16 protein-coding genes and 6 pseudogenes are annotated in these 22,106 nt (G+C 59.9%); 14 read left to right on the top strand and 8 right to left on the bottom strand.

Going from position 1 to position 22,106, the window contains the following annotated elements; translation table 11 throughout:
- Window positions 1–47: 47 nt before the first annotated feature.
- The 4 genes from HB777_37345 (at window position 48) to HB777_37330 (ending at window position 6,179) form a co-directional block, all read left to right on the top strand.
- Window positions 48–1,391: an IS1380 family transposase gene (locus HB777_37345; GenBank protein ID QND69382.1), complete on the top strand. Its 1,344-nt coding sequence runs from the start codon at window positions 48–50 to the stop codon at window positions 1,389–1,391.
- Between the two features lie 172 nt (window positions 1,392–1,563).
- Window positions 1,564–3,522: an EAL domain-containing protein gene (locus tag HB777_37340; GenBank protein ID QND69381.1), complete on the top strand. Its 1,959-nt coding sequence runs from the start codon at window positions 1,564–1,566 to the stop codon at window positions 3,520–3,522.
- Window positions 3,523–3,623: 101 nt separating this feature from the next.
- Window positions 3,624–4,964 carry an IS1380 family transposase gene (locus HB777_37335; protein QND69380.1) on the top strand — a complete coding sequence of 447 codons (1,341 nt, stop codon included), beginning with the start codon at window positions 3,624–3,626 and terminating at the stop codon, window positions 4,962–4,964.
- 618 nt (window positions 4,965–5,582) lie between these two features.
- Entirely contained in the window at window positions 5,583–6,179 is a 597-nt protein-coding gene (locus HB777_37330; GenBank protein QND69379.1) for a methyltransferase domain-containing protein, read from the top strand.
- A 942-nt stretch (window positions 6,180–7,121) separates the two neighbouring features.
- On the opposite strand, the pseudogene HB777_37325 reads toward HB777_37330, so the two are convergent.
- Window positions 7,122–7,875: pseudogene (locus tag HB777_37325) on the bottom strand (ATP-binding protein).
- Window positions 7,872–9,344 carry an IS21 family transposase gene (locus HB777_37320; GenBank protein QND69740.1) on the bottom strand — a complete coding sequence of 491 codons (1,473 nt, stop codon included), beginning with the start codon at window positions 9,342–9,344 and terminating at the stop codon, window positions 7,872–7,874. Before HB777_37320 ends, HB777_37325 begins: the two are co-directional and overlap by 4 nt.
- Window positions 9,345–10,128: 784 nt before the next feature.
- Between HB777_37320 and HB777_37315 the strand changes: the two genes are divergently transcribed.
- The gene (locus tag HB777_37315; protein ID QND69378.1) at window positions 10,129–10,770 is read left to right on the top strand and encodes a cold shock domain-containing protein; all 642 of its coding nucleotides are present in this window, start codon (window positions 10,129–10,131) and stop codon (window positions 10,768–10,770) included.
- On the opposite strand, the gene HB777_37310 is transcribed toward HB777_37315, so the two are convergent.
- A protein-coding gene (locus HB777_37310) for an IS5 family transposase (GenBank protein QND69377.1) occupies window positions 10,756–11,519 on the bottom strand; the annotation gives its coding sequence in 2 pieces (ribosomal slippage) (window positions 10,756–11,181 and window positions 11,184–11,519; 762 coding nt in all). The genes HB777_37315 and HB777_37310 overlap by 15 nt on opposite strands.
- 459 nt (window positions 11,520–11,978) lie before the next feature.
- On the opposite strand from HB777_37310, the gene HB777_37305 reads away from it, so the two are divergent.
- Window positions 11,979–12,365 carry a hypothetical protein gene (locus HB777_37305; protein ID QND69739.1) on the top strand — a complete coding sequence of 129 codons (387 nt, stop codon included), beginning with the start codon at window positions 11,979–11,981 and terminating at the stop codon, window positions 12,363–12,365.
- 308 nt (window positions 12,366–12,673) lie between these two features.
- Window positions 12,674–13,097 (top strand): annotated as a pseudogene (locus HB777_37300) (DUF309 domain-containing protein).
- 115 nt (window positions 13,098–13,212) lie between these two features.
- Here the strand turns inward: HB777_37300 and HB777_37295 are convergent.
- Window positions 13,213–13,638, bottom strand: coding sequence for a hypothetical protein (locus HB777_37295; GenBank protein QND69376.1), 426 nt, complete (start codon window positions 13,636–13,638; stop codon window positions 13,213–13,215).
- Between the two features lie 367 nt (window positions 13,639–14,005).
- Here HB777_37295 and HB777_37290 point away from each other — a divergent pair, with 367 nt between their 5' ends.
- On the top strand, window positions 14,006–15,364 hold the full coding sequence (locus HB777_37290) for a dicarboxylate/amino acid:cation symporter (GenBank protein ID QND69375.1): 1,359 nt from the start codon (window positions 14,006–14,008) through the stop codon (window positions 15,362–15,364).
- Between the two features lie 225 nt (window positions 15,365–15,589).
- Here HB777_37290 and HB777_37285 read toward each other — a convergent pair whose 3' ends face one another.
- The gene (locus tag HB777_37285) at window positions 15,590–16,294 is read right to left on the bottom strand and encodes an IS6 family transposase (protein ID QND69374.1); all 705 of its coding nucleotides are present in this window, start codon (window positions 16,292–16,294) and stop codon (window positions 15,590–15,592) included.
- A gap of 133 nt (window positions 16,295–16,427) precedes the next feature.
- Window positions 16,428–17,406: pseudogene (locus tag HB777_37280) on the bottom strand (fumarate reductase/succinate dehydrogenase flavoprotein subunit).
- Between the two features lie 35 nt (window positions 17,407–17,441).
- Between HB777_37280 and HB777_37275 the strand changes: the two are divergent.
- Window positions 17,442–17,908: pseudogene (locus tag HB777_37275) on the top strand (IS6 family transposase).
- A gap of 32 nt (window positions 17,909–17,940) precedes the next feature.
- Here HB777_37275 and HB777_37270 read toward each other — a convergent pair.
- Window positions 17,941–18,111, bottom strand: coding sequence for a hypothetical protein (locus HB777_37270; protein ID QND69327.1), 171 nt, complete (start codon window positions 18,109–18,111; stop codon window positions 17,941–17,943).
- Between HB777_37270 and HB777_37265 the strand changes: the two genes are divergently transcribed.
- Entirely contained in the window at window positions 18,053–18,571 is a 519-nt protein-coding gene (locus HB777_37265; GenBank protein QND69373.1) for an IS110 family transposase, read from the top strand. The two genes, HB777_37270 and HB777_37265, sit on opposite strands and share 59 nt — an antisense overlap.
- Window positions 18,572–18,860: 289 nt before the next feature.
- Here the strand turns inward: HB777_37265 and HB777_37260 are convergent.
- A pseudogene (locus HB777_37260) lies at window positions 18,861–19,061 on the bottom strand (hypothetical protein).
- Window position 19,062: 1 nt separating this feature from the next.
- Here HB777_37260 and HB777_37255 point away from each other — a divergent pair.
- The 4 genes and pseudogenes from HB777_37255 to HB777_37240 all read left to right on the top strand — a co-directional run bounded on the left by HB777_37255 (window position 19,063) and on the right by HB777_37240 (window position 22,041).
- Window positions 19,063–19,610: pseudogene (locus tag HB777_37255) on the top strand (coproporphyrinogen III oxidase).
- 105 nt (window positions 19,611–19,715) lie between these two features.
- The gene (locus HB777_37250; protein ID QND69372.1) at window positions 19,716–19,919 is read left to right on the top strand and encodes a PepSY domain-containing protein; all 204 of its coding nucleotides are present in this window, start codon (window positions 19,716–19,718) and stop codon (window positions 19,917–19,919) included.
- 3 nt (window positions 19,920–19,922) lie between these two features.
- Window positions 19,923–20,879: an omptin family outer membrane protease gene (locus HB777_37245; GenBank protein ID QND69371.1), complete on the top strand. Its 957-nt coding sequence runs from the start codon at window positions 19,923–19,925 to the stop codon at window positions 20,877–20,879.
- 130 nt (window positions 20,880–21,009) lie between these two features.
- Complete coding sequence (locus HB777_37240; protein QND69370.1) at window positions 21,010–22,041, top strand: LacI family transcriptional regulator; 1,032 nt, start codon at window positions 21,010–21,012, stop codon at window positions 22,039–22,041.
- The last annotated feature ends 65 nt before the right edge of the window (window positions 22,042–22,106 follow it).

Genomic DNA, 22,106 nt, shown 5'->3' with positions numbered 1-22,106 from the left:
GTTGTCTAAGCCAACCCTGCCACCGCCTCTCGCGAGCCACACCCGCCATGACCGATGATACGTTGCTGCCGCTCTCATTTCCAGCCGTTGGACGCAAGAAGATCACAGCTGCGTTTGACGGCGGACGCATCACCTCGGATGGTGGCGTCATGCTTTTGGCAGCGGCCGAGCGACGCCTGCAACTGGCCGACAGGCTGGCCGCCGCGATCCACGATCCGCGCGATCCAGCGCGGGTGACGCACGCCATGGCCGACATTGTGCGCGCCCGCATCTTTGCGATCGCATGCGGCTACGAGGATGCCAACGATCTCGACCGGCTGCGCACCGACCCGGCCTTCAAGCTCGCCTGCGGGCGGCTGCCCGACAGCGGGATTGATCTGTGCTCGCAGCCGACATGCTCGCGCCTCGAGAACCTGCCCGACCTGCGCACCGTCATCCGGCTCGGCTGGGTGCTGGTCGATCTGTGGCTGTCGAGCTATGCCGCGCCGCCCAAAAGCGTCACGCTCGACATCGACGACACGGTGGATGTCGTTCACGGCCATCAGCAGCTCTCGCTGTTCAACGCCCATTACGACGAGCGTTGCTTCCTGCCGATCCACATCTACGACGCCGCGACAGGACGCCCGGTCGCCATGATCCTGCGTCCTGGCAGGACCCCGGCGGGCAAGGAGATCCGCGGCCATCTGCGCCGGCTTGTCCGGCGCATCCGCGCCCGCTGGCCGACCACCCGCATTCTGATCCGCGGCGATGGCCACTATGGCCGGGCGCAAGTCATGGCATGGTGCGAGGACAATGCGGTCGACTACCTCTTCGGATTGCCCGGCAACAAGGTTCTCCAGCGTCTCGTTGATGAAGCCGCCGACGATATCCGCACCCGCCGCGCGCTCGAGCAGAAGCCGGTGCTGCGCGGCTATGCCGAGACCCGATACAAGGCGAAATCCTGGAGGACGGAACGCCGCGCCTGCGCCCGCATCGAGGCAACCACCCTCGGCCTCGACATCCGCTTCGTCGTCACCAATCTCGACAAAGGCTCCGCCGAGCATGTCTACGATGTGATCTACTGCGCCCGCGGCCAGGCCGAAAACCTGATCAAGATGCACAAGAGCCAGCTCGCCTCCGACCGCACCAGCTGCCGCTCACCGATTGCCAACCAGGTCCGTCTCGTCCTGCACACCGCCGCATACTGGTTGATGCTCACCCTGCGCGAGGCAGTGCCCACGACCCATCATCTGTGCAACGCCGAGTTCTCTACACTGCGGCTCAGGCTTCTCAAGCTCGGCGCCCGCGTCACCGAAACCGTCTCGCGCATCCGTCTGGCCTTCGCCGCCGCCTGTCCCGAAGCAAGTCTGTTCCGAACGATCGCCATCACGCTGCAGCCCGCAGGGCCATGAGCGCCGGGGCATCAAAGCCCCACCGAACCCGATACCTTGACCCTCCAGCGCGTTCCAAAGTCCAGTCTCAGCTGCGGTGAAAAAGACGCCTCACACCTTCATGACCGAACGCCAAGCGGCAAGGAACCAGGCCGCTCGTGAATAGGACGGGCTAGGGCGGGGGAGTGAAAGAGTGAGGCAGCGTCTCTCTGCCGCAAGGTTCGGTGACCTTCTGGCGGGAGACCTGCGAGTTTTTGGCGGGCCCTCGACAATCGAACCCCTTGCCAGCCGAATCAGGGCGGAGCAGGTCAGTCTCGTTCTTCGCAACACGCCTCTTGGCATGGTTGCGAACATACTCAATGCGGCCACTTTTGTTATGGCGCTTTGGGGCTCGCCCGACCAAACGAATGCCGTCCTCTGGGCGAGTGTTATCATCGTAGCCTCAGCTGTCGTAGGCTTAAGAGCGAGATCATCGTTTCAGTCAGTCAAACCAAGGTCAGTGTCTCGCCGGACAACGCAAAACCTGGTGCGCAACGCCTTCTTGTTCGGCACTTGGTGGGGAGCACTTCCCGTTCTGTTCTTCAGCGGGGCAACAAGCGCAGCCCAGGTCGTCATTACCTGCCTGAGTGCGGGGATGATCGCAGGCGGTGCCGCTTCTTTTTCCACAATTCCTATTGCGGCCGTCGCGTATACGCTACCGATCTTCGTCGGTTCGGCGGTGGCGATTGTGTGGGTGGGAGACGCCGTCAATCTGCCCGTCGCAATCCTGATAGTAAGCTACGCCATCACGCTATTTCGTGCAGTGCTTGCTCACGCGTTCGAATTTACCCAACGCTTCATTCTGCAAGCGGAAAGCGAAAATGCCATTCGCAGGGACATTCTAACGAGTTTGCCAAACCGGTTCAGCTTCAATGAGCGGCTGGACAGCGCGTTGGTGGACGCAAGGCAGTTTGACCAGCACTTTGCGCTACTTTTGTTCGATCTTAACAATTTCGACGAGGTGAACGATCGTTTTGGCCGAGCAATAGCGGATGTCCTTTTGGTCGAAGTGGCTGCGAGACTTCGGAAATCGACACGGGAGAGCGACGGCATTGCGAGATTGGAGGGCGACGAATTTGCAATAATCGCTACGCGCGATATCAGGCCAGATCAAATCGGGTCTTTAGCCAAACAGATCATAGATGCCGTGCGCGCGCCTTTCTTGATCGAAGGGCGCGAAATATATTGCAGGGCCTCTATTGGTATCGCTTTGGCGCCCACGGACGGTTTGGATGCCAACCAACTCTTGCGGTGCGTCGACACCGCGCTGTACAGGGCTAAGACGCTGGGGGCGGGCTCCATCCAGTTTTTCAGCGGAAGCGACGATGAAGCTGCTGCAAGGCGCCATGCCCTTGAACGCGATCTGGCATCTGCGCTGGCCAATGGCCAGCTTTCGCTCGCATTTCAACCCTTTCTCGACCTCAGCAGCGATCGCATCCGAGGTTTTGAAGCGCTTCTGCGGTGGCACCATCCGACCCTTGGCGCGATCCCACCGTCGGAGTTCATATCTATCGCTGAAGAAACGGGTTTGATTCACTCCATCGGACACTGGGTCGTCAAAACGGCTTGTTTGGCGGCTGCCCGTTGGCCGCACGACTTGCGGGTCTCCGTCAACTTGTCGGTAGTACAGCTTAAGAATAAAGCCTTACTGGATGGAATTGTGGTGGCCTTGGCTGAAGCCGGTTTGGAGCCCCGAAGACTGGAGGTCGAGATCACAGAAACTGTGCTGATTTCGAATTTTGAAGAAACGATTTCATTATTACAATCGTTAGGTTCTCTATCCGTAACAGTTGCTCTTGACGATTTTGGCACCGGCTATTCATCACTCACTTATCTTCGTAAATTGCCTCTTTCGCGGCTCAAGATCGACCGATCTTTCGTCCAGGATATGCTCACCGATGCGGACTGCGCCGCGATTGTAAGATCATTGGTTGAGTTGGCGCATGAGCTTCGAATTGAGGTAACGGCCGAAGGCGTAGAAACTCCCGAACAGCTCGACTATCTGCGCCGCGTCAGATGCGATGAAGCTCAAGGCTATTTAATCGGGAAACCTGTCGGGATCGGCGACATTCCTGGCATTGCTGCGAAGCAGTTTGGTCAGGAGCTAGCCTGAAAAATTCATGGGGGTTGGTGGATGTGGCGCAAGCCGTTGAAATGACTTAGGATTTGGTTGCTTAAGCCGATCCGAACCATTTCCCGGAGACCACACCCACCATGAACGATCTTACGCTGCCGCTGAGCGGTTTGTCATCAGTCGGCGGCAAGTCCGTCGTCGCCCGTTTCGACGGCGGCATGCTGTCGTCCAACAGCGGCGTTCTGGCTTTGGCCGAGGTGGAAAAGCGGTTGCGGGTGGCCGAGCGTCTGGCGCGTTGCATCGACGATCCGCGCTGCCCGGACCAGGTCGTCCACAGCCTGGCGGACATGATCGGCTTTCGCATGAAGATGATTGCCGCCGGCTACGAGGACGGCAACGACGCCAACCGGCTGCGCCGCGATCCGGTCTTCAAGATGGCCCAGGATGCGCTGCCGTCGGGTCGGGATCTGGCGTCGCAATCGACGCTGTGCCGGCTGGAGAACCTGCCCGGCGTGCGGGAGCTGGTTGCGATGGGGCGGGCGATGGTCGATCTCTATTGCGCCTCGTTCCGGCAGGTGCCGAAGCGGATCGTACTCGACATTGACGACACCTTCGACGCTGTGCACGGAGGCCAACAGCTTCGCCTGTTCAATGCCCACCATGACGAGTACGGCTTCCAGCCGATCGTAGTGTTCGATGGTGCGGGACGGTTCGTCAGCGCGATCCTGCGACCGGCCAAGCGGCCGAGTGGGGCTGAGATCCGCCCCCACCTGCGCCGTCTGGTGCGGGCGATCCGGATCAACTGGCCGAACATTCGAATCCTGCTCCGCGGCGATAGCCATTATTGCAGCCCGCAGGTCATCGACTGGTGCCGCGCCAACGACGTCGACTTCATCTTTGGCCTCGCGCCCACCACGACCCTGCGCAAGCATGTCGCGGATCTGGAGGCCAGCACGACGGCGCGCTTCGAAGTGTCGGCCAAGACAGGCAAGGTCCGCAGGTTCAAGGAGTTCGTTGACGGCGCCGCTAGTTGGAGCCGCGTCGAGCGCATCATCGCGCGGGTCGAGGTCGGCGCCCAAGGTGCCGATACCCGCTTCGTCGTCACCAACCTTGCCGGTGGGAAGGCCAAGGCGCTCTACGAGGATGTCTACTGCCGGCGCGGCGCGGCCGAGAACCACATCAAGTCGTGGAAGACGCATCTTGCCGCCGACCGCACATCCTGCACCAGAGCGACGGCCAACCAGTTCCGGCTATTCCTGCATGCCGGTGCTTACTGGTTGATGTGGGGCTTGCGGGCCGCGATGCCGAGGCGCTCGAGCTTTGCCGTCGCCCAATTTGACACGCTGCGATTGCGCCTCATCAAAATCGCCGCGCGGGTGGTCGAGATGAAAACGCAAATCCGCCTGCACCTGCCGACATCCTGCCCCGACCAGCGTATTCTGCGCATCGTCCTCGATCGCATCCCCCAACTCGTGACATAGCGACGGGGCCAAGATGCCCCGAACCGAACCCGCCAACATCAACCCGCAAACCCCGCCTCCCATCACCGACGGATCAGCCCCGCCGCCCGACCAGGCTTGTCAAAATGCACCCACATCGCGACCAAATCGTAGCTTCAGGCCGCCGACAACTCATCGCTGTGCATCAAGGCGGCTAGGTGTTTGAATAGCCGAACCGGCACTTTGGGGCGATGGTCTGGTTGTCTCGTATTCCGACGGTGACGGCCGCCTTCCTGGGGTATGCTGAAGGCTGCAAGTCCTAGTGCAAGCACTGGGAGTAGCCCTGTGACGAAGCATCTGATCGAGGTGATCACGTCGGTCGAGCAGCGCCGAAGCTGGTCTCGGGAGGAGAGGGGGGCGGCTGGTCGCAGCAACGTTGAGGCCGGGGCCAGTGTTTGGTCGCGCGATCGACCGGCATTCATATGAGCCAGCTTTTGCGGAGAGGGCAGAGCCGCGGAGTCTATGCCAACAGGCAGCTCATTAGAGAAATTGCCGCTCTCAGGAGAGGGAATCCCTCGTACCCGGGCTTGAAAATGCCGCAACGCTTGTACAAACGTGCGTCGTCACGACCCAGACAAATAGTGGTAGCAGGGAGTGGATATGGTCTTTCGATTGAAGGAGCGGCTCGGCAGGAAGTTTGAAGAGGAAGTGCAATTCTTCAAGGGCTGGCAGAAGGACAAGAAACGAGTGGGCGCGCTCATGCCAACGTCCGTGCATGCCGCGCGCCGTATGGCAAGCGTAATTAACCCAGCATCCGGATTGCCGGTTCTGGAACTTGGTGCCGGAACTGGCGTCATCACCAAGGCTATCCTGGAAAGGGGCATCAAGCCGCATCAGCTGATTTCGGTCGAATATTCGAAAGATTTCTATCATCGCTTGACGCGAGGCTTTCCAGGCGTGGACTTTCGATTGGGCGATGCGTTCGCGCTGGGGGAAGTGCTTGCCGAGCGGAGCGGGGAGCAATTCGACTGTGTCATAAGTGCGGTGCCGATGTTGAGCTTTCCGATGGAACAGCGCATTGCCTTGCTCGAGGATTTGCTAGCCCGCATTCCTGCTGGCAGACCTGTGATTCAGATCACCTACGGACCTTTGTCCCCGGTGATCAAAATGCCCGACCGCTACGTCGTGTCTCACTATGATTTCGTGGTCCGCAATATCCCGCCCGCACAGCTCTGGACATATCGACGAGCAGTCTGACGGCGCCCGACGCGCGGGAGACCGCGGGCCTTCGCAAAATCATGCCGAAGGACAGGACGGTGGTCGTCATAGCTTCGCATCAAGGGCGCCTTTGTCACTGCCACCTGTTTTGAGGAGGCCCTATGCCCTTTAGCGGGGAGGTGCTCACTCCCGAAGAAATCGCGCTCCTCGGGCGCGTATTTGATCAAACTGGCGTTTCGAACGAAACCGAGGCGGATCGCGAGCAGCATGCATCCGAAATCATCTATCACTAGGGGGTTCGGCGTCACGGATCAGGGGGAGCTCGACAAGCTCGCTCGCAAGACGGTGGTCGCCGCACTACGCTTTCGGCATCGCTGCCAAACTCGGCAACCTCAGCCGATGTCTCTTATAGAGCATGCACAGTTCGGTCGCATTGAGTCTCCGGGAGGTCCTCATCGGCTGCGCTTCGCCCTGCGGGCGACAGACAGCCACCCCGGCCGCGAAAATCCCGCGACGGTGCCCGGACCGGCCCCCATTTTTGGGAGGTGATCCGCGCAGGTACCTGGCGGAAACAATGCGATTCCGTTCCTGACCATATCATAGCCATCGCCCTCTTTCAGCCGTCCGAGCCTTCCGACAGCCGGATCAATGATGACAATCCCCTGGCGAATATTCTTGCTTGAAGAGCGTGACGGTCTACGCCGTCTTGCCATGCTTGGCATGGCATTCTGCCATTCCCTGCCCGCGCTTGCAACGCGACAATTACGGTGTCCGTCTATCGACAATTAAACTGGCATATTTGGACAGTCGCCGAGTAGCGACAAGACGTCTATCTTTCTAATTGTCGTTTGACAAGGGGGAGTCTTAGCGACAATCATTTTAATTGTCGCTGGCTGTTTATGATAGTGGCGTGAGTAATTGTCGCTAGCTATTGTCCCAGCGACGATTACAGCCCATGCGATGATGTGTTGCTGTTAAAGCCTAAGCCAAGATGGGAGTTTCCTCGTTGGTGGCTCGCCGGGCGGCGGAGCGCTCTCGATAACTTTCGCCATTCATTTCTATGATCGTGGCGTGATGGACCAATCTGTCCACCGCCGCCGCGGTCATGGCGGCGTCCGGGAAAACGGTGCTCCATGCTGAAAATGCATGATTGGCGGTGATGGCGATGCTGTGCCGTTCGTATCGATGCGCGATGAGTTCGAACAGGACGCTGGTCTCGGCTTGATCCTTCCTGACATAGGAAAGGTCGTCGAGTACGATGAGGTCGAACTTATCGAGCTTCTCAAGGGCGCCGATCAGGGAAAGGTCGCGACGCGCAGTCTGCAGCCTTTGAACGATGTCGATGGTACGCGTGAACAAGGCCCGCTTTCCAGCATCGATAAGAGCATGGCAGATGGCCGCGATAGCGTGACTTTTGCCTGTGCCGCTTTTCGCCGTTCTTGATCCAGTCTCCGCCGGCGCCGAGGGACAGAAGTTGCTGTTTGCGCACGCCTGGTGCGGCGTCGAAATCGAAGCTGGCGAAGGTTTTGCCAGCCGGCGCTTCGGATTGATCGCGATGACGCTGGATGCGGCGTGAGGTGCGCTCGGCGACCTCGATCTCCATCAGCGCAGCGATGGTTTTTTGGGCTGGCCAGCCGTCGCGGTCGGCAGTGTCGGCGATGCGCCGCCAATTGCGCACGATGCTGGGCAGGCGCAGTTCGGTCAGCAAGGAGGAGAGGAGGGCTGCGTCGGTCATGGCCGTACCTCGCAAGCCGAGGGCAGAAGCCGATCGTAGGCTTCAAGATTTGGCTCTGGGATGGCGACCTCGCTCGACGAGTTCGGTTTGCTCGCGAACTCGATCTCAAGTTTGGCGAGGTCAGGCAGCCGGCCGGCGTCCAGGATTGCGTCGAGACGATCGGCCAAGGTGATCTCAATGGCTTCGCAGGTCGAGGCCATTGCCAGCAAAGCGACCATTGACCGGCAGGCGTCTCTGGGCGGCAGGGCTTCGTCCAGAGCGGTCCAGGCGCGAGCGTAGGCTGCGCGCGGGAAGAGTGCTTCGCGGTAGACGAGGTATCGGAGGGCTTGCGGCTTGCGCCGCAGTGTACCGATCAGATGATGATAATCGATCGAGTGGCCGCGTGCTCGGTCGGTCCGTGCGCGGGTCATGCGCATGACCGGGTCGGGGCCGAGGAAGCATTCCAGCCGGTCATCGAAGAGACGCACTTCGATCTTGTTGCCGATGAGCCGGGACGGAACGGAATAGAGGATCCGATCGACATTGATGGTGCTGTTGCGTGTCACCTTCGCCGTCACCATCGCGAAGTCGGTGGTTCGGCGCTTGGGCAGAGTTTTGAGCGTCTCGCGCTCGGCCGCGACGGCCTTGGCGCGGCGGGCGTTGTGACGATCGCAGACGCCACTGACGAAGGCTCGATAGGCTTCAAGGCTGTCGAAATCTCGGCTTCGGCGGCGCCGGAGCCTCTGGTCGAGGCGGATCTTGATGTGGCCGTTGGCGGCTTCGATGCTACCGTTCTCATTGGCGACGCCGGGATTGTTGCGGGTGGGCTCCATGCCGTAGTGTCGGCACAGGTCGCCATAACGCTTGGTAAAATCGCGTTCGGCGTCGCGGTCGAGGTTTTTGAAAGCAGCCGACAGCGAGTCAGTCCGGTGTTCGCGCGGGACGCCGCCCAGCTTCCAAAGCGCATCCTGCAGGCCTTCGGCGACAGCTGAAAAGCTTTCGCCGCCGAGAATGACTCGCGCATGTTCCCAGCCGCTACAGGCCAGCCGGAAATGATAGAGGCGGTGCGGGAAAGGCTCGCCGGCAATGGTGACGCCGAGGCTGTCCGTGACGGTGAAATCGGACAGCGCCTGGCGGCCGGGATCATGGCGCTGAGGGAAGAAGACCTCCTTGTCTTCGCCGTGAAGGGCGCGCCATTTGGCGATGCGACGCTCCAGCGTGCGGCGGACGCTGTCGGGAAGAGCGTCAAGGCCGAGTTCATCCTGGAGGTCCTCGAAGATCGTCACGGCCATGACACCTGGTATCCCCAGCATCTCCAATACCCGGGGCCAGACGTCCGTCAGTGGGTCGGTGCGAGTTCGCCAGGTTCGCGGCTGCTTCTTTTGAGACGGCAAACGCGGGTCTTTGTCTATGCGGCGTGCGGTGCGCGCGCTAAAGCCGGCGCTGGCTGCGGCGGCATCCTTGCTTTGGTGTCGGGAACGGGAGGTCATGTAGAGCATCACCTGGCAGTCGGTCACATGAAGGTTTGGCATCGAGCTCAAATCGTTGGTTGATTGAGCTGCGATACCACCCTCGACGCCGAACGGCTGGCCCACCCTGAAGGGGGGCTTGAAATCGCCGCCGTCCGCCAGTGCCGCTTTCCGGTCGGGGCTCCGCCCCTCCCTTCAAACGGCGCTGGCGGACGCCCTAACCGGCCAAGATAATTGTCGTCGAACTGGCCAACTTAATTGTCGCCGCGCAGACGGGAGCGGCGAAGCGCCGTCACTCTACCGTGCGATGGCCTTGGGAAATACGACAGGCGAACCACAATAGTCGTGTTTGAAGACTTTCCGCGGACCGCGAAAAAGGAAACGGGAGCCCTTCCGGTTCTTGCAAAGCGCTTGAACTCGCTTTCGTTGGCGAAGGGAGGTCGCCAGCCCAGCCGTTGCGAGTGATCGGCAAACCACTGCAAAACGGTCATTCGCTGTCATATGGCTGCTTCGGGAGCTTCTCGAATACAAACAGCTTGGCTTCGCGCATGGCGCAACGCGCCGGCAACCTCTCCGAATTTGAAGGCCCTGCCAGTTCGCCCGCGCCGCCATCATCGCACGCGCACTCCAGCACAGCCTATGCGAGTCAATAAATCGACTCGCCGGCACTATTGTTTCAGGTGAAATGAATCTAGTTTCAAAGGGTTCGACCGATAGGCTGGGCACAGCTGCGGCCATCACGGCCATTTGACATAAACGCGTCGCCCGATTGAGATTGTCTTGACGGTAGCGTAGTTCGCCATCCATGCCAGTCGAGATGATCATGGGCAATTATCGAGACCATCGCGAGCCACGCGGACACCGCCATGACGATGACCCCGTTTCCTTTTCGGAACGGACCTCCGAGCCAAGCTACTTTCAGCGCCCGGCGACCGTGACCGTCCACCCCGTCGACGCCGAGGTATTGTGGTTCACAGTCAGCAAGGGTTTTGGCTTCGTCAAACTGTCGGACGGCACGGAGGCCTATCTGCGCGTCCGAGTGTTGGAGGCGGCCGGAAGCCGAGATGTTGCCGAGGGCACGCTTCTGAAGGTCACGGTCGAAAAAAGTCCAAAAGGTCATCAAGTCGCGCAGGTGCTGGAGATCGGCGATGAGATCGCGAACACTCCGTCACATACGCGCGTCGCCGGAGGGACCATGGTCGAGACGGGTGCGCAGCTAGAGAGCGGGGGCACGGTCAAGTGGTACAAACCCGAAAAGGGTTTCGGCTTCCAAGCCCCTGACAACGGTGAGAAGGACGTCTTCGTTCATGCCAGCACCCTGACCCGCTCAGGGCTCAGCGTGCTGGTGGAGGGACAAAAGGTGTTTGTCGAATGCGGGCAAGGCAAGAAAGGCTTGGAAGTCCGGAGCATTCGCCCTAGGAGTTGTGGACACTTATCTGATCCATAGGATTGTAGCGGCGAGGGTTACGACGGCGAGGTAGTTCCTCGCTGTTTTCTCGAAGCGTGTTGCGACGCGTCGGAACTGTTTGAGTTTTGAGAAGCAGCATTCGATCAGGTGGCGCTGCGCGTAGAGGTGCTTGTCGATAGGGTATTTTCGAGCCCGCGACGGGTTGTTGGGGATGACAGCCACGGCGTGCTTGTCTGCGATCACCTGACGCAGGCGATCGGCGTCGTAGGCAGCGTCGGCCATGACGACCTTGGCGGGCAAGCCGTCGATCAGGGCATAAGCCTGTGGGCAATCTCCCCGTTGGCCGGCGGTCAGGGTGAAGCGCACCGGGCAACCGAGACCTCTGACGGCCATATGGATCTTGGTGCTCAGGCCGCCGCGGGAACGGCCAAGGGCCTGATCTTCAGACCCCCTTTTTTGGCGCCCGAAGCATGTTGATGGGCGCGGATGATCGTGGAATCGACGATCAGATACTCGAAGTCCGGATCGTCCGACATCGCCGCGAAGATGCGCCACCAGACACCCTTATGGCTCCAGCGGCTGAAGCGGCGGAACACGCTGTTCCAGTCGCCGAAGACATCGGGCAGATCGCGCCACGGCGATCCGGTACGCACGATCCACAAGACCGCTTCCACGAACATCCGGTTATCGTGGCCAGACGAGCCACGCGTTCGCTCGTCGCCAATAATATGCGGCGAAATCCGCTCCCACTGATCGTCCCGAAGAATCAGACGGTCCAAAACACCCATCGCTGCCTCCAAAAGACAGCTTTGAATCACAGACCCTCACACTTGGGAATCCCAAGAGTCCACACGTCCTAGACGGCGCATTGCCACGGCCCGTACGAAGATATTGCAATACACAATTTACGGGTTGGTCTCGACGCCAGACGCCCGCGAGCTGGTCGCAAAATCGCTCGAGGATGTGTCGCGCTGTGTTTCCAGATGTCCGCGGGCACCAATCTGCCTGTTGCCGATCCGAGAGACTGAGCTTCCGCGATCGCGCGCAGTGTCGCGACGGGATTGTCGTGGGCCCTGACCCATTTCGAGCACGTCGAGCGGTTATTGCTCTCGGTCGCCGGCAAGACGGTGCTTACGCGGAGGCGCGCCTGTTGTTGACTATAAAAAAGGCCGGGTAGGCGGCTGGTGTGTGGATAATCAGCGTTGGCGTCTTGCCGATTGCGCCAGCCGGCGCGCACTCTCGCAGCCATGGTGGCGGAGCATGTTGAATTGGCCCTGTTTGAGCAGTCACTCGGGAATATCGAGGGCCTCAATCGACCCTTCTGTGATCGTGTGGCTGACGCCGCAGAAAAAACCGCAGGGTCGGTTCTGTTCGATGTTCGCGTCGACGGCGATACCTGGGTCCAGCGGATGGCTGCGATTGGCTATGGCGAAACCGGCACGGCGATAATAGTGATGGAGAAGAACGGACACCTTAGATGCGCATCGATAAACGGAGACACCGCACTTCTGGTAGCAGAATTGGCCGCCTGGAATGCGTCTCCGCTGAGTGAGCAAGCGAGGCTTGATCACTCCGGAACGGCCAGCATCCTGCTAGCGAAGCTTCGTCGCTCAGGTCACTTCGGCCGTCTCTAGCCGGCCCGGCGCTGCTCTTACCTGGCGGCCAAATTCCTGCTCGACTCCTATAGGGCGCGATGGAGGTATATCGACCAAACTGCGACTTGATCTCCACGTGCGTGCCGCAAGTTTTTCGTGCTCGCTGACCATGTCACCGCTTCGATCTCGCAGCTTAAGCGCCAGGAGGGGGCGCCGCGGGAGATACGTCCTGTGGAACGGGCGTGCGCAGCTATGGGTCTAGGTCACGTTCTCGCTTGCTGCCCGAAAAGAATTTCCCGAGCTACGCATACCTGCCTGGCAAACATCCGCATCCTGTGCGCGACCCGTTGGGTCACAGTACGACAGAAGCACTCAGCTCAAACGAGTTTCGATGGGGTATCGACCTTTTCAACGACGGTATTACTGGGAAGCTCACGAGGCTTGGGAGCCCATTTGGCACGCTGCGAAAAAAAGCGCTCAGCATCGCCTGCTCTTAAGGGATTGATTCTGTTAGCGCGGCCGGGGTGAAAATCCGCGAGGCAAAGCGGGTCGCTGCCGCGCGCCATGCGGCAAGGGCTGCAGCGCTTTTTCGCCAGGTGATTGATTTGCCGAACCGGGACTTTGAGGCCGCACTCAGAATGAAACCTGCCGCGCTTGCAGTATATGCCGAAGCGGCCATAACTTCCCCGGCTGTTTTGCGGGAGTCGATGCCTTGGCCAGCCTGAGCCAGTTTTCGATTTCATTCTCGCACCAAAATCCCAGAGCGGCTGATAGGCAAACCCCTTCCGTACCCTTCAAGCCCTTCCTTATTTCATTGTAGCACTCGCGGCCTGTCATAGGCAGTTCGATAAAGGCAGCTTCAATCCTGACGCAGTCGATCCTGGCGCTAACGCCGGCGCTGGCGTAGCACCCATGGTAGGCGCCGCTTCCATCGTTCACCTCGCGGCAAAGGCACATCGTCCTGCCACCGCTTCTTCCTGCGGGTCTGTCTGTCTCCACCCGGTGCATTCGATGCCTCTGGAACCGGCGCTTCCTCAACCGTTGGCGGCTCGGGAAGCGCCGCGTCGGGCGTGATCACGTGCTTAACGTCGCTTTCTGCTTCACCGATGGCGAGCATGGGCTCAGAACGAACATCTTCACCAGGGAAAATCGGCTGCGGCGTCGGTTCAGCGATCGCATCTTCCGTCTTCGCTTCCGCGACTTCGCTCGAGATGGTGGCCAGGTCGATGCCGCCCCAGATCGACTGTGGCCGCTTCACGAGCCCACGCTTCTGTTTGATCTCGACGACAAAGGGTCGCTTCTGCTGCCTCATAGTGTTCTCGCGGATTTCAGGGAGTTGCGAACGTCGTCTAGGCCGATCGCTACGCCCTTGTCCACCCGCCGCCACGCATTTTCCAACGGTTTCGGAGACGTTTCCGCCGTCCAAGCCACGACTCAAGCGGGTCACCGCCGGCGCCCGGGCCCGCGCTCCCGATCTCTTGACCGGCTCTCAGCAAGATCGACGACGATCACACATCCAACTGCTGGCAAAACCGCAAGCCTGAGGGGCGTCTGGCGAAGGTTTTCATTTGGCACGGCACTTGCGACCGAGATGGCAGCAGCGCTGGACCGGGGCGCCGCGTGGGAGAAGCCTGGGAAGGGAGGAAGCGCCCGCCCCGACCCGGTCAGGGAGAGAGACAGTGTTAGCTCCAGAGATCCGCAGCGCGAACGCAGGCCCTCATAAACCCCATTTTGCGCGGCTTTACGTGCAGGTGCTTGCCGCAATCGCGCTTGGCGTCGCACTTGGCTATTTCTATCCGGAGATCGGCGAAAGCGTGAAGCCGCTCGGAGATGCATTCATCAAGCTCGTCAAGATGGTCATCGCGCCTGTCATCTTCCTGACAATTGCGACCGGCATCGCCGGCATGAACGATCTTCAGAAGTTGGGCCGGGTCGCCGGGAAGGCGATGTTCTATTTCCTAACCTTCTCGACGCTGGCACTGATCGTCGGCCTCATAGTTGCCAATGTCGTTCAACCCGGGGCCGGCCTCAACATCGATCCGGCCTCGCTCGATGCCCAGGCGGTGAGCACCTATGCCGCAAAGGCGCACCAGCAGTCGGTGATCGGCTTCCTGATGAACATCATCCCGTCAACGGTCGTCGGTGCCTTCGCGGAGGGCGACATCCTGCAGGTCCTGTTCTTCTCGGTTCTGTTCGGCATCGCCCTGGCAAAGGGTGGAGAGACGGGGAAGCCTGTGCTTTCTCTGCTCCAGGCGCTCATCGCGCCGGTGTTCAAGCTGGTCGGCATTCTGATGAAGGCCGCACCGATCGGGGCTTTCGGCGCGATGGCCTTCACCATCGGCAAATATGGAATCGGTTCGATGGTCAACCTCGCCATGCTGGTGGCGACGTTCTATCTCACCGCGTTCCTATTCGTGTTCGGGGTGCTCGGCGCGGTCTGCCGTTACAACGGCTTCTCCATCTTTTCTCTCATTCGCTACATCAAGGAAGAGCTGCTGCTTGTTCTGGCAACGTCCTCTTCGGAGGCCGCGCTCCCCTCGCTCATGGAGAAGATTGAGCGGGCTGGCGCCAAACGTTCTGTCGTGGGTCTCGTCATCCCGGCAGGATATTCATTCAATTTGGACGGCACCAATATTTATATGACGCTGGCCGCCCTCTTCATAGCACAAGCGACGAACACGGATCTGTCGATCGTCGATCAGGTGCTCCTGCTGCTCGTTGCGATGCTTTCCTCAAAGGGTTCTGCAGGCGTAACAGGTGCGGGCTTCATCACGCTTGCTGCTACGCTCGCCGTAGTACCCAGTGTCCCCGTCGCTGGCCTCGCTCTTATCCTTGGCGTCGACCGCTTTATGTCGGAGTGCCGAGCGCTGACGAACTTGGTCGGCAACGCGGTGGCAGCGCTCGTCATCGCCCGCTGGGAGGGCGAATTGGACAAAGCGCAGTTGGAAGCCGCCTTCTCCGGTCATCAGCTTGCGGAGACATTAAACCGGCCGATCGATCGTGCGCCCAGCGCGCCTGCTAAGTGGCCGGGCCCGTGACTAGATCTAACGATCGCCTCGCTGGCCTGAAAAAGCGCTTGGCCGCTAAATGCCATCAGGAGCGTTAAAAGCGGTGAGTGCATATTATAAGTGGCCTAAGCAAACCGAATCGTATTCTGATACGCGCTCGCAGTGCTGTCCACGATAATGATGTCGACCACGGGCATGCCGAGGGCGTTGTCACGTTGTTTGAAATGTGGCCGCGTGAGGCCGACACCGCGCTTTTCAGGCAGGCCGTGCACTCACGGCTTCCCACGCGGCCATGGCTTGGCGTCGATGGGTTCGAATTTGTGCTGCCGAGCGGTTGGTCTGGGAGGGGACGAAGAGATTTCGGACGGCGGAGAAGATCGACACGAAATGCTGCAATGAGCCGACCGACCGGAAACCCTGTCGCGTTCGTTCCCGTTTTCGGAACGGCAGGTGAGAATTCTCCGCCCGGTTGTTCAAGCCTTTATGCGAGCGGTGTTCCACGTTCGGCATGAGCTGGCGTTTGGCCGCCCCGTAGGAGCGCAATTTGTCGGTGATCATACGCTTTGGCGGCAGACCCTGCTTCTTCAGAAGTCGCGTCAGCAGGCGCCTGGCGGCCTTGGTGTTGCGACGCGTCTGGACAATCTCGTCGAGCACATATCCGTCCTGATCAACCGCTCTCCACAACCAGCACTTCTGACCGTTGATGCGCACCACGACTTCATCCAGATGCCAGACATCGTCTTTCGTTGGTGCCTTGCGGCGTATGCGGCGCGCATAATCAGGGCCGTGCTTTCGGCACCATCGGCGGATGGTCTCGTAGGAAACGACGATCCCGCGATCGAGCAGCATTTCCTCGACATCGCGCAGGCTCAGATTGAAGCGGAAGTAGAGCCAGACAGCACGGGCCACGATTTCGATCGGATAGCGGTGGTTCTTGTAGGTCGGTGCACTCACGGTCATGGGCCCGCTGCTACCTCAATTTCCTTACCGCTCAATCAATGTGACACCACCATTCGAAATGCTCACCGCCTGATCAATGCTCCCAGGCGACGCTCTTCCCGTCCACATCCCGGAATTGCGACAGAGCCCCGCCGCGCGACGGGCGCTCGACCTTGTGCAGGATCTCTTCGATCTCGCCGACCGTGTCGGCATGAAGGTGGTTGAGCTTCAGGAACACTGGCCCCTTGCCGGACTGTAGTTCGTTGTAGAATTCCTGCATCATCTGTCCCGACCAGTAGTCGCTTTCGATGAAGCGATTGCCTTCACTGTTGGCGGTATAGGCTCCGAACGGACCGGCCACGTAAGCGCAAGCCGGGCCGTTATAGTCCTTGATCAGCGGATTGATCTGATAGCATTCGAGACGAGCGCGGCACCCGCATGGTAGGCCATGGCATAGCCGTCCCCGGAATTGGTCGGATTCTCATAGGTTCCGAAGAGATAGCCGGAATGCGGCAATCCGAGCCGGCCCGCCGCGCCCATGCACAGGATCACGGTCTTGGCACGCAGCACGAGGAATTCAGCCGTGCGCGTGTTCACAGCAGTGGCGCCCGCGATCCTGCCGTCGTTGGCGGTCAACAGGCGCGTTGCCATGAAGCGGTTGGAGACCAATATCCTTTCGCGCTTGATCTGCCGGTAGAGCGCCTTCTTGACGGTATCGCCATTCGGCATAGGCAGCACATAGGTTCCCAGATGGTGGACCTTCTTCAGGTCGAAATCGCCATTGGCGTTCTTCTGGAAACGGATGCCGAAACGGTCAAGTTCCTGGACGATGTCATAGCAGCGCGAGGCATATTTGAAGACCGGCGCCTGATCGACGATGCCGTCATTGGCGATGGTGATCTCCTTGGTGTATTGCTCGGGCGTCGCATATCCCGGGACGACGGCGCTGTTCAGCCCGTCCATGCCCATGCAGATAGCTCCCGAACGCTTCACATTGGCCTTTCGAGCAGGACGACACTCAGAGCGGGATTTTTCTGCTTTGCCTTGAGCGCCGCCATCGGTCCGGCTGTGCCGCCGCCGATCACCAGCACATCGCAGGTGACTTCCGACAGCCCTTCGACAAAATTATCCATTCTCGTTCCTCAAGCCTCAGAATCGGCGATTTGGCGATGAAGTCGCGGTGCGCATCAACGGTCAGAAATGCTGGTTGTGGAGAGCGGTTGATCAGGACGGATATGTGCTCGACGAGATTGTCCAGACGCGCCGCAACACCAAGGGCGCCAGGCGCCTGCTGACGCGACTTCTGAAGAACCAGGGTCTGCCGCCAAAGCGTATGATCACCGACAAACTGCGCTCCTACGGGGCGGCCCAACGCCAGCTCATGCCGAACCTGGAACACCGCTCGCATAAAGGCTTGAACAACCGGGCGGAGAATTCTCATCTGCCGTTCCGAAAACGGGAACGAACGCGACAGGGTTTCCGGTCGGTCGGCTCATTGCAGCATTTCGTGTCGATCTTCTCCGCCGTCCGAAATCTCTTCGTCCCATCCCAGACCAACCGCTCCGCAGCACAATTCGAATCCATCGACGCCAGGCAATGGCCGCGTGGGAGGCCGTGAGTGCACGGCCTGCCTGAAAAGCGCGGTGTCGGCCTCACGCGGCCACATTTCAAACAACGTGACAACGCCCGAGGAACAGATACTCAGCCTGCTCCCAGAATGGGACCAGCGCCCGGTCGTTGATGCCTTGCAGGCAATGCGGCATCGCGCTGATCAATGCCGTGGTGCTGGTCGCGGAGGTCGGCGACTTCACACGCTTCTCAAGCCCACGCCAGCTCATGGCCTATTTCGGCCTGGTCCCTGGTGAGCAATTGAGTGGCGAGACCGTCTGGCGCGGCGGCATCACCAAGACCGGCAACACCCATGCCCGGCGCGCGCTGGTCGAAGGCGCCTGGGCTTACCGGATGAGGGCACGCATCGGCCGGCACAAGGTCGACCGGATCGAGGCGTTGCCAAAAGTCGTTCGCGACATCGGATGGAAAGCGCAGGTTCGGCTGTGCACCCGATACCGTCGGCTGAGTGCGCGCGGCAGAACGCCAACGTCGTCACCGTCGCCATCGCACGCGAGATGGTGGGCTTCATCTGGTCGATCGCCTGCACGGTTCAAGCCGCGCCAAAGGCGGCGTGACCGCTATTTGACAGACAGCCAGCAGAGGAGATGCAAACCCCAAGATCAGCCTCGGCGCGATATGCGGCGCTGGAGGTGGGACAATGCCGGGGAGCCCTCGTCTCCACTATGAGCCTCGACGCTCGCCACCTAGACAGAGGCAGCCCCAAACGAAACCAGGTCATGGGGCCCGACCCGCGGATGAGAGATTGTTGACCGACGTTCAAGTCCCGCCTCTTGCACCTCATATCCGCCGTACATGGGCCTCGACCGCCGATCGGATCGGCTGGCCGCAGCTTATCAAAGGCCATTGTCAGCAATCATGAGAGTGGATTGATCGAGACAAAAGAGTCCGGCGGGGATTCCATCCTGGAGCGTGGCATGCGAGGCTGCCGGGATGCGCACAGGTATCGGCATCGACGTTACGGCATCGGACAGGACGCGGCTTGAGGCGATCGTTTTGGCGCGAAGTTCGCGCGCCTGACGGCGGCGATGATTTCGTCGGGATCGGCCTTCCAGATGAAGGGCCTCGGCTCTTGGTTGTGCTCCGTGATGAAGCGGTTGATGGCGGCCTGGAGATCGACGACGGGGTGGAAGACGCCGTGTTTCAGGCGCCGGCGCGTCCGAGAGATAGGGCTCGACCATTTCGCCTTGCCAGACGACGAAGTCACCCTAGCGCAGACTGCCGGGCGCCTGCGGCGTAATCGCTGGGTTACTCGGCCGACACCTGCAAAACCCTGATCGGTTTCGGCGCGTCGGCTATCGGGCGTGTCGGCGAGGGTTACGTCCAAAACGATGTTACACGCGATTCGTACACCCACCACATCGCAGCTGGCCGTCTGGCGACGTCGAAGGGCTACCGTCTCGCTGACGAAGACCGCGTGCGAGCCGCAATCATCGAGCGGCTGATGTGCAATCTCGCGGTCGATGTGCCGGCAATCTGTGCCGCCCACGGATTTGATCCGATGCGTCTTCTCTTTCCAGCTGAACGCTTGGCGATGCTGGCCGAGGACGGGATCGTGGACATCGAAAGCGGTTTCATCCGCGTGCCGCAGGAGCATCGCTTTGTAATTCGCGCTGTTGCTGCCGCATTCGATGCTCTCGATCGGGTTGCCCGGTCCAAGCAGCGTATTCGGATCGGCTTCAACCGGTGCCCGGAGCGCACAACCTGACGCAGGGTGAACCGACGTCGCGCAAACATCGCCGAAGCTTTCAGGTTGCTGTCAGCTACGGCTGCCAGAAGGTTGTAATCTGAACAACCAAAGAAGGGACCCCAGATGGAGATCTCAGCACTTTTTCTGAACGTGACCGCCGTCGGCCCCGCACTGGCCGGCGGGAAATGGGACGTGCCGATCGCCAAATCGCAATCGCGCGAAGCGCTGCAGACCAAGCCTGAAGCTGACGGACGGCAGATCCGTTCGATCAAGGATCAGGAAGACGGCTGCCACACGGCTTATGCCGTCGGCTCGAAGGAGGGGTAATTCGTGAATCGCTGCACTTCATTCCCAATTTTGACTTTTGGCGCTTTCTGCGCCACGTCGGCCGTCGCCACGGCGGCGGATCAAACCATCTATGCTGCGCCAGACAGGAGCGTCGTGTTTGTTGGTGGCGTCGGCTACACCTGGCTAAAAGGTAACGAGCTTTTCTACGATGACGAGGGCAATGTTGTCAGCAAATTGATCTGGGAAACCGACGCGCCGGTTCTGACCACCAGCCTCAAGGCGGAGGTCTGGAACAACTGGACAATTTCAGCTAACGCCGTCTTCGGTTTCTCCGGCAACAGCCATATGGAAGACTATGATTGGTCCGACCTTGCGCCGAGCTTTGCTGAAGGGGATTGGTCGCATCGCTCGATCCACCCCGACACCGACCTTGTCCACTACATCAATTTTGATATCGCAGCAGGCCGAGACTTCGCGATCAACGATGCCACGACCATCAACCTTCATGGTGGCTTCAAATACACCAACGTGAAGTGGAACGCCTTTGGTGGCCCGTACACTTATAGTAAGTATGCCTTCCGGGACAGTGTCGGCAACTTCCCCGATCGCCAACTCGGCAGCAGCTACGAGCAGCGCTATCCTGGCCTTTTCCTTGGCGCGGAAGCGGCCACGACGCTCGGCAACTGGACGCTCTCGGGCCTGCTCCGCAGCGGCTTCACCGTTGATGCAAGCGATGTTGACCATCACTGGGTCCGTGGCCTGCGATTTGAGGCAGACCTCGACACGGTGCCGTTCATCTCGGTCGGCGCCAAGACCGGTTATCAGATGACCGATCGCGCCAGCTTCTTCCTGGCCGGCAATTTCGATAAGTATTTCCACGAGAAAGGCGATAGGGCGGTGTACGATATAGCGACCGGCAAACGAGGAACCGAAGAGTTTGTCGCCGGCATCGACTTCTATGCCCTTACCCTGTCGGCCAGCTTCAAGCTGACCTTCTAAAGCCGTGGAGCCACGGAAACGGCGGCCCAGCGTCAGCCACATGGAGAAATGCCTCCACTTGCAGTCTGGGATCACCGCCCAGGCTGCTCGATCATAGAGCCACGCCGCTCATAACCACTCAGATTTGATAATGGCCAAACGTCCCACAATTGTCGATCTTGCCCGCGAAGCCGGGGTCAGTGTTGCAACGGTCGATCGGGTTCTGAACGCCCGCCTTCCTGTGCGCGAGGAGACTGCGCGGCGCGTCCACGAAGCAGCCCACGCGATCGGCTATCATAATGCCGGTCTCATCAAGCACCGCTTGAAGCGGCACCTGCCGCACTACCGGCTGGGCTTCATCTTGAGAAAACCGGCCCAGCATTTCTACCAAGAGTTCGCGCGCGAGGTCGAGGCCTCGGTAAGTTTGTCCCAATCCTTCCTCGGCATTCCGCTCATCGAATTTGCTCCGTCACATTTGCCCGGGGATCTGATCCCGCTCCTTAAGAGCCTTGGGAACCGCTGCGATGCGATCGCCATGGTGGCGCCGGACCACCCGAAGATCACGGCAGCGGTCGAGGAGCTCAAGGCGAAAGGCATCCCGGTGTTCTCGCTGCTTTCTGACTTCGCCTGCGGGGTGCGCGAGGGTTACATCGGTCTTAATAATCGCAAAGTCGGGCGGACGGCCGCTTGGATGTTTTCCAAGGCCGCCAAACGGCCTGGGAAGGTGGCCGTGTTTGTTGGCAGCCACCGTTTCCAGGGGCATGAGCTCCGGGAGGTCGCCTTTCGTTCCTATTTCCGTGAGAACGCACCTACCTTCGAAGTGCTCGATACGCTCGTGAACCTGGAAGAGCGGCAGATCACTTACGAAGCCATGCTGGATCTCATTCAGCGGGAACCTGAGCTCGTGGGCTTCTATATGGCCGGCGGGGGCATGGAGGGCGCTATCTCCGCGCTGCGCGAAGAGGGCAAAGGTGTGGATCTTGTCGCGATCGTGAATGAAATCACGCCCGAGTCGCGGGCAGCGCTCGCAGATGAAATCGTCACCATGGCCGTCGCCACTCCACTGCGTCGGCTTTGCCAGGAGCTGATGTTACTCATAGACCGAGGCATCAAGACCGGCACCGCGGAAATGCCGGGCGAGACATTTCTGCCGTTCGACATCTATGTCCCGGAAAACATCTGACATTGATGTGTTTCTATCACGGAGCCCAAATTCCTTTCATAAATGCAAGGAACGCTCGATTGACT

It is taken from the genome of Mesorhizobium loti (assembly GCA_014189435.1).
GTDB classification, from domain to species: domain Bacteria; phylum Pseudomonadota; class Alphaproteobacteria; order Rhizobiales; family Rhizobiaceae; genus Mesorhizobium; species Mesorhizobium loti_G.
This window is presented reverse-complemented; position numbering and strand designations above follow the sequence as displayed.

Coding starts and splice junctions, on each gene's coding strand:
- HB777_37250 (QND69372.1), top strand. CDS start 19,716: ATGGAGATCTCAGCACTTTTTCTGAACGTGACCGCCGTCGGCCCCGCA.
- HB777_37345 (QND69382.1), top strand. CDS start 48: ATGACCGATGATACGTTGCTGCCGCTCTCATTTCCAGCCGTTGGACGC.
- HB777_37270 (QND69327.1), bottom strand. CDS start 18,111: ATGAGCTGGCGTGGGCTTGAGAAGCGTGTGAAGTCGCCGACCTCCGCG.
- HB777_37285 (QND69374.1), bottom strand. CDS start 16,294: ATGACCGTGAGTGCACCGACCTACAAGAACCACCGCTATCCGATCGAA.
- HB777_37240 (QND69370.1), top strand. CDS start 21,010: ATGGCCAAACGTCCCACAATTGTCGATCTTGCCCGCGAAGCCGGGGTC.
- HB777_37305 (QND69739.1), top strand. CDS start 11,979: ATGGTGGCGGAGCATGTTGAATTGGCCCTGTTTGAGCAGTCACTCGGG.
- HB777_37295 (QND69376.1), bottom strand. CDS start 13,638: ATGAGGCAGCAGAAGCGACCCTTTGTCGTCGAGATCAAACAGAAGCGT.
- HB777_37335 (QND69380.1), top strand. CDS start 3,624: ATGAACGATCTTACGCTGCCGCTGAGCGGTTTGTCATCAGTCGGCGGC.
- HB777_37330 (QND69379.1), top strand. CDS start 5,583: ATGGTCTTTCGATTGAAGGAGCGGCTCGGCAGGAAGTTTGAAGAGGAA.
- HB777_37320 (QND69740.1), bottom strand. CDS start 9,344: ATGACCTCCCGTTCCCGACACCAAAGCAAGGATGCCGCCGCAGCCAGC.
- HB777_37315 (QND69378.1), top strand. CDS start 10,129: ATGCCAGTCGAGATGATCATGGGCAATTATCGAGACCATCGCGAGCCA.